This window comes from Psychrobacter sp. GP33, assembly GCF_014119005.1.
GTDB lineage: Bacteria > Pseudomonadota > Gammaproteobacteria > Pseudomonadales > Moraxellaceae > Psychrobacter.
In genome coordinates, this window is record NZ_JACGYX010000009.1 from 21,263 (window position 1) to 37,799 (window position 16,537).

Sequence of the window (16,537 nt, forward strand, 5' to 3'; positions counted from 1 at the left end):
TTGACAGAAATATTGACAGACTCAGTAGGGAGAGTGCAATCCATGTTAGCCAAAAAACCCAAAGGTGCCACTGAAAAGCGCAAAACCAGTAGCGTATCAGGCTTATTATGGATGTTCGTTGGTGCCATATTGACGCTAATGATTGGGGTGTTTCTATATCTATCACCATTATTCGATTTTAGCCCTGCTGATAAAAATGTTGCTGACCCCAATAAGCAAGTTCAGCCACGCGTAAATACCGATACTGATAATGTTGATTATGAGTTTTATGATATCTTGCCCAGTCAAGAAATGGCGACCATCCCTGATGAAGCGTTAGGCGAGGCGGGCAGTAATGAATTGGGTAACAACAGCGCTTTTGAACCAGATGTAGTATTGACTCAGCCTGAGAGCAGTACCGGTAATACGGATGGCAGCACTGACAATAGCAACACTGAGCCAAGTCGTAATAACGCAGCTAATAGCAACAATGATGCAGATATCGTTATTGTTGAAGAGAATAATACCTATGATGGGTCAACGCCTGCCAATAATTCTGGTAATACAACCAGCAACAATAGCGGGCAATCAAAGTCGAATACAACAGGCGCTGGTACGGCGAGCGTCCAAAAAGCTCAGCCATCAGCGACGTATATTTTACAAATCAATAGCTTTGGCAATGCCGATGAAGCTGATCGCCGCCGCGCCCAAGTGTTGATGGCAGGTGTTGATGCTAAAGTGGTCAAAAATACCACCAGTAATGGCGCACCCATTTATCAAGTCATCTCGCGTCCGATGAATAATCGTCAAGCGGTTACCACGGCTCAGCAGCGCCTACAAAACAATGGCATTGACTCCATTATTGTTGAACAGCGTCGTTAAGGTCCACTTTTATCATCAATAATTAATTAAAAAAAGCGTCAGATTAAGACGCTTTTTTTATAAATATTTTTTGCCTTTTTGTTAGTCCTTTTATATTCAGCTGTCTTGTTTACAACTTACTCAAGAGCATCACTATGACTGTATCTCCTGCTGCTGTGTCCAACGCTCATTCTATTAAAGCATTTTTTCAAAAGTACTTTATCGATGCCTTTACCGGTATGGCGCTTGGCTTATTTGTGACCTTAATTGCCGGATTGATTATCTCGCAAATTGGTGGCTGGTTACATTTTCCAGCTTTGGTGGCGGTTGGCAAACTTGCCTCAGTGTTGATGGGCGCAGGCATTGGCGTTGGTATTGCCTACTATCTTAAAGCGCCAACCTTGGTGATGCTCAGCTGTTTGGTGGCAGGAATGCTCGGCGCTCATTCTGAAGCATTATTAGCAGGCACTTTATTTATTCCACAAGAGGCAGGTCCTGCAACCTTTGTGGCGCTACCCGGCAATCCGATTGGCGCGTATTTATCCTCTGTGTTTGCCTATCGCGCAGGAGTTTGGGTGGCTGGTAAGACCAAGCTGGATATTTTACTGGTTCCGCTGCTGGTATGCGCGGTGGCATTGGCAGTTTGTGCGCTTCTTAATCCTCCTGTCGTGGCAGCTGTAGATGCAATTGGGCAAGGGATACATGCGGCGACCACTTTGCAGCCGTTATTAATGGGAATCGTCATTGCTGTAGTAGTCGGTATATTATTGACCATGCCGACATCGAGCGCTGCCATTTGTATCGCGATTGGACTAGGCGGTATTGCAGGCGGAGCAGCGGTAGTAGGCTGCGCGGCGCATATGATTGGCTTTGCGGTAGCCAGTTATAAAGATAACGGGGTGAGCGGCGTTATCTCGCAAGGATTGGGTACCAGCATGCTACAGATTCCGAATGTGCTTAAAAAACCACTGATTTTATTACCGGCAGTGGTTGCAAGCGCCATTGTTGGTCCCATTGCCACAGTTGGCTTTGGGCTGGCATGTACGGCAACGGGTGCGGGTATGGGAACGGCAGGGTTGGTGGGCGTATTTGGCGTGATTGAAGCCTCACAAGGGCTGATGAGTAGTACCCAATTATGGACGGCAATTATCTTATTGATGTTCGTATTGCCCGCGATTATTGCTTGGGTCGTGGCTCATATGATGCGCCGAGTGGGCTGGCTAGTTGATGGCGATATGAAATTGCCTTAATAGCAATATTAATAAGTTTATTCTTATAGTTATGATAAAAATTTATACTAATAATTCGTCATAAAAAGCCCCATTAGTAAAATAATGGGGCTTTTTTTATGATAAGAAATTAGTCATTAATTCTTAACACTGTTTATTAGCTCAGGGCATCAGTTCAGGGCTTAGCGACGTACGTCTTTTGGCGCATCGCCTTTTGGCCAGTCTTTATCTTTATTGATTTTTACTGGACGCGGTAGATGGGTAAAGTAACCGGCAATATCGACTGCTTCTTGGTCACTTAGCGAGTTGCCTTGACCGAACGGCATTTTACCTTTGATAAATGCCGCCGCGGTATAGGTGCGCGCCATACCTGCGCCATCATTAAATGAATCGTCACCTGCGACGGCAGGGTAGATATAGCTGCCATCGTCTTTATATTGACCTTCGCCTTTAGCACCATGACAAACACTACATTTTTCTGCAAATAGCTTTTTGCCATTGTCTGTATTTGGAGTTAAGCTCTTATCAATTTTGACAAATCCGCGTCCTTCAGGCGACACGCCAAACGGCATATCCTGCGACAACCAGCTCATATAAGACACCATCGCATTCATATCGTCAGAGCCAAGCTCGAGCGCTTTACCGTTCATTGAGCGCTCAAAACAGCCATTAATACGCTCTTGAATAACGTTAACCCGTCCAGCTCGCGAGCGATAAATAGGATAAATGCTGGTCATATTGTTCCAAGGTGCCGCATACGCTTCTGAGCCGTTACCCAAGTGACAGCTGGTACAGTTGAGTTTATTGCCCACATTATTGGGTAATTCTTGACCAGTATGATTGGCAATTTGTAAGCCGCGACGTACCGCTGCGCCATACTCATCATCCGGAATAGTAGTAATATCCGGCATTTTAATCACTGGTTTTCCACTGGTTGCCGCCGTATCGGTAGCCACTGCATTGCCATCAGTTGCCGCTGGCATATTGCCTTTTAATTCAGTAGCGCGAGCTTCTAGCGCTTGCACGCGCGCTATTGCTGCCGCTTCGTCCACACGATCTGTCGCTTTGGTATCGTTACCACTGCTACAGCCGCTAATCACTGCCGCACTGATTGCAAAGATAGCCGCCATAAGGACTGTAGGTTTGGCTGATGAAAGACTTTTCATTGGCATATCCTTAGTATAAAAAATAATATGTAAAATGGTCTTTATCTGCTATGTTATGCACCATGCTGCCCGTATCCTACCTATAACATAACTAAATAAACGCGTTAGTAAGTATCATGACATGCATGATTGCCTTAATATGAATAGCAAGTAAGGTGTCTGTAACATTATTATAGCAAAAACTTAGGTTTAAGATGTTGTGAAACGCAACATAACGCTAAGTTTACGTGGACGATTGTTTGTTAAATTGGCTGTTATTCAATACAAAGCATGGATTGCCAATAGTTTTTAAAATAAAAAAAATAGCGCCGTAGCTGTATAAAGCTACGGCGCTATTTTTACTTACAGTCATTAAGAATTACAGCCACTGCAAATCACAGCTATCGCGGATGTTTCATTTATCCGCTAAATAACATTATAACTCTACTGCTACCTGATCTACATCATCAGTAGACAAGGTGATGTGCGGTGCTTTACCGTCATTAATAACTTCTTTATCTACTGTCACCATGGTAGCGTTTTCCATTGACGGCAACTCATACATGGTTTCAAGCAGTACATTCTCAACGATAGAACGCAAACCACGCGCACCCGTTTTGCGTGCCATGGCTTTTTTAGCAATTGCGTCAAGAGCCTCTTTAGTGAAGACGATTTCAGCGCCTTCCATATCGAACAGATACTGATACTGTTTTACCAAGGCGTTTTTTGGCTCAGTCAATATCTGTACCAGTGCCGCTTCATCCAGCTCTTCTAGCGCAGCAAGTACCGGCAAACGACCAATCAATTCTGGAATCAGACCAAACTTAATTAAGTCTTCAGGTTCTACTTGCTGTAGTAGATCTGAGCTACGTTTACTGTCGTCTTTTGAGCTGACATCAGCATTAAAGCCAATACCGGTTTTTTCAGTACGCTGTTGAATCACTTTATCAAGACCAGCAAATGCGCCACCAACAATAATTAGAATATTACTGGTATCGACTTGAATCAGCTCTTGCTGCGGATGCTTGCGACCACCATGCGGTGGGATAGCGGCAACCGTACCTTCGATAAGTTTAAGCAAGGCTTGCTGAACGCCTTCGCCTGACACATCACGCGTGATAGACGGGTTATCGCCTTTTTTACTGATTTTATCAATCTCATCGATATAGATGATGCCTTGTTCCGCTTTGCTCACATCGTAATCTGATGCTTGTAATAGCTTTTGGACGATGTTTTCAACGTCTTCACCCACATAACCGGCTTCAGTTAGTGTGGTGGCATCTGCCATAGCAAAAGGCACATCAAGCAAGCGCGCTAAGGTTTGCGCCAGCAATGTTTTACCAGAACCGGTCGGACCAATCAGCAAAATATTACTTTTTGATAGCTCAACCATCGCATCGTCAGCCCCAATTTTGGCTTTTTTGCGGTCATTGGCAAAGGTCTGACTGACTTTTAGGCGTTTATAATGGTTATAAACCGCCACTGCCAACGCTTTTTTCGCGGCATCTTGCCCAATGACATATTCATCGAGTTTTGCACGCAATTGCTTTGGCGTTGGCAGTTTTTTATCGATCCAAGCGCTATCACTGTCGCTATCTGTATCCTCACTGTCCGCACTATCTGCAATCAGATCGGTACACAGTTCAATACATTCATTACAAATATTGGCATCATCAGCGGCAATCAGTTGTTTGACTTCGCTTTTGGCTTTACCGCAAAACGAGCAATGCGGGGTTTTATCTTCTGCCATATAAAGGCACTCCTAAAAATTAAAGCTTCTATAGTCTGCCTACGATAAAATCTATAAAGACAGCAACTTCGCCAGCGTTACTGCACTATGAATAGCGCAGAGTTGCCTGATAAAGTTGCCTTAAATAGTTATTGCCGAAAATCGACTACAAATAATCTGGTAGTTACAGTTAGGTGGAACACTGTGCCGCTTTACTTAATAATTCTTACAAAAACTAAGGTTTATAAAGACGTTGGGCGACGTTCTAATACAGCATCAACCAAACCATAATCTTTCGCCGCTTGGGCACTCATAAAGTTATCACGGTCGGTATCTTTGTCTAGGCGTTCAATAGGCTGACCCGTATGTTCAGCAAGCAAGCGGTTTAGCTTGGCTTTTAGTTCAATGATTTCACGGGCATGAATTTCAATATCAGATGCCTGACCACGGAAACCGCCTAACGGCTGGTGAATCATCACGCGTGAGTTAGCAAGAGCGTAGCGTTTGCCTTTCGCGCCAGCAGATAATAAAAATGAACCCATTGATGCGGCTTGACCTAAGCAAATAGTCGATACGTCAGGCTTGATAAAGTTCATGGTGTCATAAATCGCCATACCGGCAGTTACTACGCCACCTGGCGAGTTGATATATAAGTGAATGTCTTTATCTGGGTTTTCAGCTTCTAAGAATAGCAACTGAGCAACAATAAGATTTGCCATATTGTCTTCGACTTCACCGGTCAAAAAGATGACACGTTCACGCAACAGGCGCGAGAAAATATCGAATGAGCGCTCGCCACGTGATGACTGTTCAACAACCATTGGCACCAATGCGTTTCGGGCATTTTGCGCGCCCAATAAGGTATCAAAGTGTGGGTTAGAGGTGATGCGATCATAATCGGTCATAGCAATATCCTATCCATAAAAACGTAAATTAAATGATGAAAATCAGTCTGTTGTACGACGCTTTATATTAATAACAGCTCAACAGTAATGGCTTTCAATAATATTAAGAAAATGTTGCGGAAAATAATTGCAGTAATAGTAACTTTTTTACTGTGATAATAGTAAGGTTTTAATGTGACAAATGATAAATGTTTCCCTATTAATAAGGCGTCTACGCTCATTTATCAAGGTCTAAGCCTTGAATAGTCTAGTAATTCGCCAATAAAAATGCCCCAACAATAGTTGTTGAGGCATTATGTAGCAGGGAAACAGAACCGCTATTTCAGTAAAAAAGTACTAAAACGCGCTATTACATGGCTTGCTGTTGTTGTTGCTGAGCTGCCAATAGGTCTTGGTAGCTGACTTCTTTATCAGTTACTTTACCTTGCTCAATCAGATAATCAACCACTTGGTCTTCTAATACAACAGACTCAATGTTCGCGCGTTGTTGCTTATCATTGGTGTAGTATTCAATCACTTCACTTGGATCTTCGTAGTTTTCTGACGCTTCTTTGATAAAGCTTTCAACACGTGCTTGATCCACTTCTAGACCTTTAGTGTCGATAACGCGAGCAACGATGATGCCAAGACGTGCCGCACGAAGTGCTTGTTCTTCAAACAGCTCATTAGGTAGCATACCTTTATCAAAGCTTTCGGCACTTGAACCGAACTGCTGTGAAAAACGTTGCATCATCATGCTGCGCTGACGGTCAATTTCTTGCTCAAGCATCGCGTTTGGTACTTCAAATTCGTTCTTTTCTAACAACGCATCAAAGGTGGCTTGTTTTACTTGGCTACGCGCAGCATTTTTGATTTCGCGTTCCATGTTTTTACGCACGTCGTCTTTTAACTTCTCAACGCCGCCTTCTTTTACGCCAAACAATTCTAAAAATTCTTCGTTGATTTCAGGCAATTGTGACTTTTCAACTTTCTTCACATTGATTTTGAATTGTGCCGCTTTACCAGCCAACTCTTCAGCTTGATACTCTGCAGGGAAGGTCACTTCGATGACTTTTTCTTCGCCCGCTTTCATACCTTTGATGCCATCTTCAAAACCAGGAATCATCTGGTTGCTACCGATAACCAATTTGAAGTCCTCGCTTGAGCCGCCTTCAAATTTTTCGCCGTCGATTGAGCCTTCAAAGTCAAAAATAACCTGATTGCCTTTATCAGCTTTACCTTTTTTCTCAACGAATTCTTCACGTTGCTTTTGTAGGTTCTCAATCATGGTGTCAACGTCTTCTTCGCTCACTTGCGCGGTGTGACGCTCAACTTCAATCTCATCGATACCTTGTACGTCGATTTCTGGAAAGATTTCAACAGTCGCTTGATACACTAAGAAGTCGTCTTCAAGTTTCACGTCATCGATGTTTGGCATACCAACAGCGCGGATGTCTTCAGCTTTAATCGCTTCAAAAACAGTATCACGAATCACATCGTTGATAACTTCTTGTTGAATGCCAGCACCGTACTGAGAGCGGATATGCGACATTGGTACGTTACCTTTACGGAAACCATCAATTTTAGCCGTTTTTGCCACTTGGCGGATACGACCTTCAACTTTGTTTTGAATCTTTTCGACTGGAACTTTAACCGTCAACTGAGTCTCTTTATTAGACAGCTTGTTGGTTGTGATCTGTAAATCTGTAGCCATGTTGATTACACCTTTAGGATTGAAATGGCTGGCAATCAAGCGCGCAAACGTGGGCGGTCAGCCGATTGCCATGGAATGAATAGGGTATTTTAATAAAATTTTAAAAGTATGCCAGTATAATCTATCTCTTAATTAAAGTAAAAATTATCTGTTTTGGCTAAAAGGCAGCTAAATAACATTCAAATATTATATAAATAGGCGCAAAATGCGCTTATTTGGGGTTTTATAATGATAATTGTGTCATTAATTATTATAAAATAGCTATTATAACTGTACCAGTAACGATTGAATGGCTTGTCCGCGATGACTGACGCGATTTTTATCAGCGGCGCTTAAGCTTGCGGCACTGGCTTGCAAATCTGGCAACCAAAATAGCGGATCATAACCAAAGCCACCATCGCCATGCGACTGCTCCAAAATTTCACCGTGCCATAAACCCTGTGCGATTATCGGTAACGGATCATCGGCATGACGCACCATCGCTAGCACGCAGACAAATAACCCTTCGATAGGCACATCAGATTGCTGAGCACGAATGGGCTGCAAGTCAGCAATAAGCTTGTCATTGTTCAGCGTATCATTGCCATGTTCACCGGCATAGCGCGCCGAGTAAATGCCCGGTGCATTGCCCAATACTGGCACACAAAGTCCCGAATCGTCAGCAATAGCAGGCTTGCCACTGAGTCGACTGGCATGACGGGCTTTGATAATGGCATTTTCAACAAAGCTTAGACCGTCTTCAACTGCATCTTCAATGTTCAGCTGACCTTGTGGAATGATGTTCACATCCAAGTTAGCTTCGGCAAACAGCCTTGTAAACTCTGCCAATTTCCCTTTATTATTACTGGCAAGTACCCATTCATTATGGCGCACATGGTTTTGCATAGTGTCAGAAATGTTTGCAGGTTGCGAGTCGCTCATAAAGTAAGTCCATGTTTCGAATAGAATATTGTATATAGTGATAAAGAAATAAGCAGTAAAATGTCGCTACCATAGAGTGTTTGTTTGCGTAGTATCAATAATACTTTAGCAATTTATCATTAACGCTTATGCTGATACCTACACTGTTAATTGCAAACTAATCCGCCTTATAACATTCAGTAACGGATTTTGCTCGTAATTTTTGCTATAATGTGTGGCAAGCTACAGTGAATTATAGCTTATAAGTTGTGTATTTAAAATTAACAATAACTTAAAAACAGTTATTCGATTACTTTATAGATGCATGACACTGTGCAACAGCGCATCAAGCAATAACCTTCATTAACAATAAACTCAGCCAATTTAGCCGAATAACTTGCGGTCATAAGTGTCAATAATACTTAGAGGTATCGCGTTCACATTTGCGTTGTCTGTAAGTTTTGCAGTTAAGAAATAAACGACTGCTGCGCGACTCAAAAAGAATATCAACGGCTAACCTAGCAAGGATAAAATAATATGTCACAGATTACTCTACCAGAATTACCGTATGCAAAAAACGCACTTGAGCCGTACATCAGTGCTGAAACGTTAGAATTTCACCATGATAAGCATCATGCTGCGTATGTAAACAAATTGAATGAATTGCTACCAGGTTCTGGTCTAGAAGACAAAACGTTGTCAGAAATCATCGTAGCGACTGCGAAAGATGACAGCAAACAAGGTATGTTCAACCAAGCAGCGCAAGTATGGAACCACACGTTCTATTGGAACTGCATGACGCCTACTAATGGCGGCGGCGAACCTACTGGCGATCTAAAAGGCAAAATCGAAGAAGCCTTTGGTAGCTATGATAAATTCCGTGAAGAGTTCAAAAACGCAGCAATGACTCAGTTTGGTTCAGGTTGGGCTTGGTTAGTTGCTGATAAAGTTGGCGGTACATTATCAATCGCTAAAACTGCTAATGCTGATACGCCATTAGCACATGGTCAAGTAGCTGTATTGACTTGTGATGTGTGGGAACATGCGTACTATATCGACTATCGTAACCGTCGTCCTGAGTATGTTGATACGTTCCTAGACAAACTAGTGAACTGGGACTACGCAAACGCAAAATATCAAGGTCAAGATGCTGGCGTTGAAGAGTAATCTTTAAAACCTAGTATTTGATTTAAAAAAAGGACGCTGAGAGGCGTCCTTTTTTTGGTTTGAAATAGAGCTTCTATCTAATTTTAATTACTGTATCAGGTTGAAGACTACCTTCATATTCTAATATACCAGCTGTATTCATTTTTCTTAATTCTTGGACAATATCTCTTATAGAAATGAAGTTGTCTAATCGTTGAACAATATCATCAGCTACAACTATTTTGTTCTCTTTTTCTAATAGTCTTATTTCCTCTAGAACCTTCTTTTGTATCATCTCTTCGAGAGTTTCACTTTCTACTACACTAGAAACTTGGATAGCATTCTCTAATAAGCTTTCTAATTCGTTTCCTAAACCAAGCAACTTACTATCTGAATTTTCTTGCCTTTGTAATATTTCATTCAATTTATCATCAAACTGTAATTTTATTTTTTGGATTTTACCTTCTGTCTTTAGTTCAGTTTCTTTGAGAAGATTACTTTTATTGGAGCTAATATTGTCTTCTCCATTCCAAATATGATTTCTCATATCTGATACTGTATCTTTCACCATAGAAAATGTATCTGAATAAAGTTTATCGAAAAGCTTCTCTAGCTTCTGTACACTAGCGTCAATATCAGATGCAGCTTTAGTTGTAACTTTGGAAGATGCCTCTGACATTTTAAAAAATACTAAAGATAACCAAATCGCTCCAACAGCGAGTATCAAAGATGCTATTGAAGCGATCAAAGATAAAAGCTCTATATTCGACATACTTTCTTCCAGTTCTTTTAATAATTAGAGTTGATAATAACAATAGTAGAAGTCCGTGAAAATTTATATATCTGTTTTTAACGTAATAGGCTCGGAGAATAGAATAATTATTTGCTAATAACAAACTTCAGAGTCTATAACACCTCAAACCCAAACCTACCCAACGCCTCACGCAACATCGCGATATTATAATAAGCATGCGCATTCACCGTATTTTGAAAGAAGATATAGAGCGTATCAAAATGCTGACGCTGATTGGCAATCGCTTGCGCCCATTCCTGCATCTCCGCTTCACTATAGCGATAATCATGTCGGTCGGCAGCACTCATCGCATCCCACCAATTTAGATTATTGCCATGCATCCGCAGATAACCAATGCGCTGAGTAAATAGCAAGCGTGATGGCGGTAGACCATCCACTTTTGGATAATCAACGCTGCACCAAATCAAACCTTGCTCGCGGAAGCTATCGACCACTTGCAGCGTGTGCCAGCTGGCGTGACGGAATTCTACGGCTAAAGGATAGTCTTGAAACCAGCTTACTAATTTGGCTAAATACAGCCGATTATCGCGTGTCCGATCAAAGCCATGCGGGAACTGTAATAATAGTGGTGCGAGAGCATTGGCTTCGATAAGTGGGGTTAGGGCAGTGAGAAAAGACTGGGCGTGTTCTGCGCTACCTTTACGCGCATGAGTGAAATCTTGATGCAGTTTTACCGTAAACTTTAACTTGCTTTCCGCTTGCACGTGGGCTTTATCGGCCATTCCCGCAAATGCTTTTTGTCCAATAGGCGCATAAAAAGTACTATTAATCTCTACCGCACCGTATTGTTTGGCGTATTCACGTAGGAAGTCGGTTTTTTTGGTGCCGGTTGGGTATAACGTGCCTAATAAATCGGTATCGCTATAGCCACCTGTGCCCAGATAAATCTGTTGAGTATTGGTCTGTGCCTGTGCCTGTGTCGGTGTCTGAATTTGAGTCATCGCTGCCTCCTTGCAGAAGTCCTTTTTTTGGTCTGTCTTTATTCCTTTATACGGCTATTTTTAAGAATTTATCTTTTTATATCACTACCATCATTCAGTAAAAGTTCTGTTTAAGGGTTTATTTTTTACGTGACCATAGCCAGTCAATCAGCTCAAGCAGTGCGTTACTTTTTGCACCATTATTTGTGTCATTTATGTCGCTATCTACTTCGTCACTATTATTAATTAGCTCACGAATTACCGCTGCGCGCCCTTGATTAAATAGCGACTGCGCATAATCGCTTGCCGCATTCACACCCATTAATTTAACGTAAGTCGATTTATCTAGTTTTTCATCGCTACCGGCAGGCTTGCCCAAGTCATCAGTGCTGGCAGTGACATCTAAAATGTCATCTTGAACTTGGAACGCAAGCCCAATATGTTGCGCACAGTCTTGTAATGCAATGCGTTGTGGCGCAGTTGCTCCAGCACAAATGCCGCCCATTAATACCGCCGCTTCAATTAACGCGCCTGTTTTATCACGGTGGATGGCTTCTAACTCGTCTTGAGTAATGTTACTCGTGGCTTCAGCATTGATATCGAGCATTTGCCCTGCCACCATCCGCCGTGCGCGCGGGGCAAATACCGCTAACAATTGACTGGCTGTCTGCTCATCATAGGAGGCAAAGGTCGGAATTTCTGCGGTTAATATTTCAAAGGCTAACGTCTGCAACACGTCACCTGCCAATAATGCCGTCGCTTCATCGAATACGATGTGCGCGGTTGGCTGTCCGCGTCTTAGCTCATCATCGTCCATGCATGGCAAGTCGTCATGCACCAATGAATAAGTATGCAATAGCTCCACTGCCAATGCCGCTCGTCGACACATATCGTAGTGGATATCAGCATCTAGTAATTTATCCAGCTTATCTAATTTAGCCAACTTATCTGGCATGTTTTCGGTGCCAGTTTCTGCTTCCAAATCTATATCGGTAATCCATTCATTACTGGCGCTGACACTGATAAAACTACTGGCAACCAATAATGGACGCACCGCTTTTCCTTGTCCAGTCATCACATAACGGCATGCGTCAATCAACGGACTTGGCAACTCAGCATAAGCAAATAGGGTCTCAATATCTTGCGCCAATTGCGCACGCAACGTGTTATGAAAATGCTCAAACTTAGTAAAAGGAACGAATTGCGGTACAGAAGAAACAGTCATAACCCAACCAGTTATCAGATGAATAAGAAAAACATCGCTAGTGTAACATGATAGCGCAGAGGGCTTATAGACACACTTGACGCGCCATTTGTTTTGGTTACGTATTGGTGATTTAACTTGTCATCTGAATGTGGTTTGATGAATGGGTGTCGATTTTTATAAAAACTTAAAACAGAAATACTGAAATGATGTGATTAGAAAAGATAACCGTTTCGTAACGCACAATGGCAGTAAGGTAAATGCCTGCCGTCAGATTAATAGTGACTTACGAGTCTGGCTTTAGCTTGTGACAGTCGGGGGCATAACCGCCTACACTAACTCCTGCATTGACTGACGTTAAAAAAATACAAGGTTTTACTTTGGCGTTTTTATTCAATAACTTTTTATCGCATGATTTTTTATCTTACTACTATTTTATAAGTACTTAATATCTGGTTAATAATTATTTAATAACAAGGAGTCTTACATGATATACCAAGGAAATCGCATTACGGTCAGTATGCTAGAAGACGGCATCGCCAATATGCAATACAACGCCGAAAACGAGAGCGTGAATAAGTTTGATAGTGAGACCAACAAACAGTTCGATGAAGCCGTTAATGCGCTTGAAAAAGCCAATGATGTGAAAGGCTTGATTGTCACTTCTAGCAAAGGTGTATTTATCGCTGGCGCGGATATCACTGAATTTGTTGCTTCTTTTAAGCAACCAGAAGATGAGATTAAAGAGTGGCTGATTGGTATCAACGACGTCTTTAACCGTTTTGAAGATTTGCCGTTTCCTAAAGTTGCTGCCATTAATGGCGCAGCGCTCGGCGGTGGTTGTGAGATGACCTTGGTGTGTGAATACCGCGTCATGAGCGATAACGCAATCATCGGTCTGCCTGAAACCCAACTGGGTATTTTCCCTGGGTTTGGCGGTACGGTACGCACCACGCGTGTGATTGGTATTGATAATGCGCTTGAGCTGATTGCCACTGGTACGCCTAAAAAAGCACCTGATGCCTTAAAACTAGGCTTGGTTGACGCGACGGTTGCGGCTGAAGAATTGCAAGATGCCGCCATTGATTTGGTCAAAAAATGTATCTCAGGTGAGCTTGATTGGCAAGCCAAGCGTCAAGAAAAACTCAATCCGGTGAAGCTAAATCCACTTGAGCAAACCATGGCATTTAGTAGTGCTAAGGCGATGATTTTCGCTAAAGCCAATCCTAAGCAATATCCTGCGCCAGCACTTGCGATTGCGGCGATGGAAAAACACGTTAATTTGCCACGTGATAAAGCCATTGAAGTCGAAGCTGCCGGTTTTGCTAAAGCGGCTAAAACGCCACAAGCCGAAAGCTTGGTTGGTCTATTCTTAAATGACCAATTGGTTAAAAAACTCGCCAAACAACACAGTAAATTAGCACATGATATTGATGAGGCGGCGGTACTTGGCGCAGGCATCATGGGCGGCGGTATCGCCTATCAGGCAGCCAGTAAAGGCTTGCCTATTATCATGAAAGATATCAAGTCTGAACAATTAGATTTGGGCATGGGCGAGGCAAGCAAGTTACTTGGCAAAATGGTTGATCGCGGCAAAATGACTCCAACTCAAATGGGAGAAACCTTAAGCCGTATTCGTCCAACCTTGAACTATGGTGACTTTGGTGAAACTGATATTGTCATCGAAGCGGTGGTAGAAAATCCAAACGTGAAACGAGCTGTGCTTGCCGAGGTGGAAGGCTTGGTTAAAGACGATTGTATCTTGGCCTCAAATACCTCGACGATTTCGATTACTTATTTAGCCGAAGCGCTGGCACGTCCAGAAAACTTCGTGGGTATGCATTTCTTTAACCCTGTGCATAAAATGCCATTGGTTGAAGTCATTCGCGGGGCAAAGTCTTCCGAACAAGCCATTGCGACTACCGTTGCCCTAGCGTCTAAAATGGGCAAAGTGCCTGTCGTCGTTAATGACTGCCCTGGTTTCTTAGTCAACCGTGTCTTATTTCCATACTTTGGCGCGTTTGATTTATTATTGAAACAAGGCGCGGATTTCGTCCATATCGATAAAGTCATGGAAAAATTCGGCTGGCCAATGGGTCCAGCTTATCTCATCGATGTGGTTGGTTTAGATACCGGTGTGCATGGCGCAGAAGTGATGGCAGAAGGCTATCCTGATCGCATGAAGCCTGATTATAAAGGCGCGATTGAACATCTATATGAAAAGAAACGCTTAGGTCAGAAAAATGGCGTTGGCTTTTATAAGTATGAAATGGACAAACGTGGTAAGCCACAAAAAGTCGCTGATGACACCACTTATGCGCTTTTAAAAGACACTACTGATAGCGACGCGCAGACCTTTGATGACCAAGCGATTATTGACCGTATGATGCTCGCATTCTGTAACGAGACCGTACGTTGCCTAGAAGATAACATCGTTTCCACACCATCTGAGGCGGATATGGCAATGATTATGGGCGTTGGTTTCCCACCATTCCGTGGCGGACCGTGTCGTTATATCGACCAAATGGGTCTAGATAACTACTTGGCGCTATGTGAAAAATACGCAGACCTTGGCAAAGCTTATGAAGCGCCGCAAAAGATTCGCGATATGGCTGCGGCAGGCGAGACTTTTTACCCAACCGCGTAACGAGCTGTCATTAATAGGATGAAGCGCAGTACGCCTATTTATTAACGGTTGCTGATTATTTAATTACTTAGTTATTTAATGATTAATAAACCCTAATAAATATTGCTGTACTGCCACTGACAATAAAAAATTGAAAGGAATGTAATATGACAATTTTAAGTCCAAAAGATGTGGTCATCGTCGATGGCGTGCGCTCAGCAATGGGTAAATCTAAAAACGGTATGTTCCGCCATGTGCGTGCGGATAGTATGTCGGCTGACTTGGTTCGCGCTTTAGTTGCTCGTAATGACTTTGACCCACGTGATGTTGAAGATATCATTTGGGGTTGTGTGAATCAAACTCTCGAGCAAGGGTTGAACATCGGTCGCAATATTGGTCTGCTTGCAGATATTCCAAAGACGACAGGGGGTCAAACCGTTAACCGCCTATGTGGCTCTTCTATGCAGGCGCTACACACGGCAGCTGCGCAAATTATGACCAATCAAGGCGACACCTTTATTATTGGCGGTGTTGAGCACATGGGTCACGTGGGCATGATGCATGGCGTCGACCTTAACCCTGAAGCGTCTAAACACTATGCCAAAGCTTCAAATATGATGGGTTTAACCGCTGAAATGCTGGGTCGTATGAACAATATCAGCCGCGAAGAGCAAGATGCGTTTGGTCTTGAATCGCATCGCCGCGCATGGGCAGCCACGCTAGAGGGTCGTTTTGACAATGAAATCATCGGTATTGAAGGTCATGATGCCCTTGGTCGCTTGCAACTGTGTACTGTCGATGAAGTGATTCGTCCCGATGCGACAATGGAACAAATGCAGAAATTGCGTCCGGCGTTTGATCCAGTTAATGGCACAGTAACGGCAGCTACTTCATCAGCGCTATCTGACGGCGCGTCAGCAATGCTCATCATGAGCGCGCAAAAAGCCAAAGAATTGGGTCTAAAACCACGTGCCCGTATTCGCAGCATGGCAATTGCGGGTTGTGATGCGGCTATCATGGGTTACGGTCCTGTACCTGCCACGCAAAAAGCACTGAAACGTGCAGGCATGAGCATCGATGACATGCAAACCATCGAGCTAAACGAAGCCTTTGCTGCACAGAGCTTAGCAGTTATCAAAACTTTAGGGCTAAGCGATAAGCAAGACATCATTAATATCAATGGCGGCGCGATTGCGCTCGGTCATCCGCTAGGCTGTTCTGGCGCACGTATTACCGTCACTTTGCTTAATGCAATGGAACAGATGGATACTGAAATTGGTCTTGCCACTATGTGTATTGGTTTGGGTCAAGGTATCGCTACTATTATTGAGCGTGTTTAAAGATTCCATAATACAGTCATAAAATTATTCATTAAAAAAGCTCTCA

General features: G+C 42.9%; 13 protein-coding genes. 5 read left to right on the top strand and 8 right to left on the bottom strand.

Annotation, left to right across the window (positions count from 1 at the left end; all coding sequences use genetic code 11):
* Positions 1-42 precede the first annotated feature (42 nt).
* Complete coding sequence (locus tag H2245_RS10855) at positions 43-861, top strand: SPOR domain-containing protein (RefSeq protein WP_182407407.1); 819 nt, start codon at positions 43-45, stop codon at positions 859-861.
* Between the two features lie 134 nt (positions 862-995).
* Complete coding sequence (locus H2245_RS10860; RefSeq protein ID WP_182407408.1) at positions 996-2,090, top strand: PTS transporter subunit IIC; 1,095 nt, start codon at positions 996-998, stop codon at positions 2,088-2,090.
* A 161-nt stretch (positions 2,091-2,251) separates the two neighbouring features.
* Here the strand turns inward: H2245_RS10860 and H2245_RS10865 are convergent, their stop codons facing one another.
* The 5 genes from H2245_RS10865 to rdgB form a co-directional block, all read right to left on the bottom strand.
* Positions 2,252-3,235: a c-type cytochrome gene (locus H2245_RS10865; RefSeq protein ID WP_182407409.1), complete on the bottom strand. Its 984-nt coding sequence runs from the start codon at positions 3,233-3,235 to the stop codon at positions 2,252-2,254.
* Positions 3,236-3,650: 415 nt separating this feature from the next.
* On the bottom strand, positions 3,651-4,964 hold the full coding sequence (gene clpX / locus H2245_RS10870; RefSeq protein WP_182407410.1) for an ATP-dependent protease ATP-binding subunit ClpX: 1,314 nt from the start codon (positions 4,962-4,964) through the stop codon (positions 3,651-3,653).
* Positions 4,965-5,185: 221 nt separating this feature from the next.
* Complete coding sequence (gene clpP, locus H2245_RS10875) at positions 5,186-5,848, bottom strand: ATP-dependent Clp endopeptidase proteolytic subunit ClpP (protein WP_182407411.1); 663 nt, start codon at positions 5,846-5,848, stop codon at positions 5,186-5,188.
* A gap of 349 nt (positions 5,849-6,197) precedes the next feature.
* Positions 6,198-7,541 carry a trigger factor gene (tig, locus tag H2245_RS10880; protein WP_182407412.1) on the bottom strand — a complete coding sequence of 448 codons (1,344 nt, stop codon included), beginning with the start codon at positions 7,539-7,541 and terminating at the stop codon, positions 6,198-6,200.
* Between the two features lie 264 nt (positions 7,542-7,805).
* Positions 7,806-8,426 carry an RdgB/HAM1 family non-canonical purine NTP pyrophosphatase gene (gene rdgB / locus H2245_RS10885; protein WP_182407444.1) on the bottom strand — a complete coding sequence of 207 codons (621 nt, stop codon included), beginning with the start codon at positions 8,424-8,426 and terminating at the stop codon, positions 7,806-7,808.
* A 552-nt stretch (positions 8,427-8,978) separates the two neighbouring features.
* Here rdgB and H2245_RS10890 point away from each other — a divergent pair.
* A complete protein-coding gene (locus H2245_RS10890; protein WP_182407413.1) occupies positions 8,979-9,608 on the top strand; it encodes a superoxide dismutase in 630 nt (209 codons plus the stop codon).
* A 73-nt stretch (positions 9,609-9,681) separates the two neighbouring features.
* On the opposite strand, the gene H2245_RS10895 is transcribed toward H2245_RS10890, so the two are convergent.
* The 3 genes from H2245_RS10895 to H2245_RS10905 all read right to left on the bottom strand — a co-directional run bounded on the left by H2245_RS10895 (position 9,682) and on the right by H2245_RS10905 (position 12,546).
* A complete protein-coding gene (locus H2245_RS10895; RefSeq protein ID WP_182407414.1) occupies positions 9,682-10,359 on the bottom strand; it encodes a hypothetical protein in 678 nt (225 codons plus the stop codon).
* 134 nt (positions 10,360-10,493) lie between these two features.
* Positions 10,494-11,342 carry a DUF72 domain-containing protein gene (locus tag H2245_RS10900; RefSeq protein WP_182407415.1) on the bottom strand — a complete coding sequence of 283 codons (849 nt, stop codon included), beginning with the start codon at positions 11,340-11,342 and terminating at the stop codon, positions 10,494-10,496.
* Positions 11,343-11,460: 118 nt separating this feature from the next.
* Entirely contained in the window at positions 11,461-12,546 is a 1,086-nt protein-coding gene (locus tag H2245_RS10905) for a polyprenyl synthetase family protein (protein WP_182407416.1), read from the bottom strand.
* 466 nt (positions 12,547-13,012) lie between these two features.
* Here H2245_RS10905 and fadB point away from each other — a divergent pair, with 466 nt between their 5' ends.
* Complete coding sequence (gene fadB, locus H2245_RS10910; RefSeq protein ID WP_182407417.1) at positions 13,013-15,172, top strand: fatty acid oxidation complex subunit alpha FadB; 2,160 nt, start codon at positions 13,013-13,015, stop codon at positions 15,170-15,172.
* Positions 15,173-15,318: 146 nt separating this feature from the next.
* Positions 15,319-16,491, top strand: a complete 1,173-nt coding sequence (gene fadA / locus H2245_RS10915) for an acetyl-CoA C-acyltransferase FadA (protein ID WP_182407418.1) — start codon at positions 15,319-15,321, stop codon at positions 16,489-16,491.
* The last annotated feature ends 46 nt before the right edge of the window (positions 16,492-16,537 follow it).

Excerpts from the sequence above, each read along its gene's own strand:
- H2245_RS10855 (WP_182407407.1), top strand. The coding sequence starts at position 43 with ATGTTAGCCAAAAAACCCAAAGGTGCCACTGAAAAGCGCAAAACCAGT.
- fadA (WP_182407418.1), top strand. The coding sequence starts at position 15,319 with ATGACAATTTTAAGTCCAAAAGATGTGGTCATCGTCGATGGCGTGCGC.
- H2245_RS10860 (WP_182407408.1), top strand. The coding sequence starts at position 996 with ATGACTGTATCTCCTGCTGCTGTGTCCAACGCTCATTCTATTAAAGCA.
- tig (WP_182407412.1), bottom strand. The coding sequence starts at position 7,541 with ATGGCTACAGATTTACAGATCACAACCAACAAGCTGTCTAATAAAGAG.
- fadB (WP_182407417.1), top strand. The coding sequence starts at position 13,013 with ATGATATACCAAGGAAATCGCATTACGGTCAGTATGCTAGAAGACGGC.
- H2245_RS10900 (WP_182407415.1), bottom strand. The coding sequence starts at position 11,342 with ATGACTCAAATTCAGACACCGACACAGGCACAGGCACAGACCAATACT.
- rdgB (WP_182407444.1), bottom strand. The coding sequence starts at position 8,426 with ATGCAAAACCATGTGCGCCATAATGAATGGGTACTTGCCAGTAATAAT.
- clpX (WP_182407410.1), bottom strand. The coding sequence starts at position 4,964 with ATGGCAGAAGATAAAACCCCGCATTGCTCGTTTTGCGGTAAAGCCAAA.
- H2245_RS10895 (WP_182407414.1), bottom strand. The coding sequence starts at position 10,359 with ATGTCGAATATAGAGCTTTTATCTTTGATCGCTTCAATAGCATCTTTG.
- H2245_RS10890 (WP_182407413.1), top strand. The coding sequence starts at position 8,979 with ATGTCACAGATTACTCTACCAGAATTACCGTATGCAAAAAACGCACTT.
- H2245_RS10865 (WP_182407409.1), bottom strand. The coding sequence starts at position 3,235 with ATGAAAAGTCTTTCATCAGCCAAACCTACAGTCCTTATGGCGGCTATC.
- H2245_RS10905 (WP_182407416.1), bottom strand. The coding sequence starts at position 12,546 with ATGACTGTTTCTTCTGTACCGCAATTCGTTCCTTTTACTAAGTTTGAG.
- clpP (WP_182407411.1), bottom strand. The coding sequence starts at position 5,848 with ATGACCGATTATGATCGCATCACCTCTAACCCACACTTTGATACCTTA.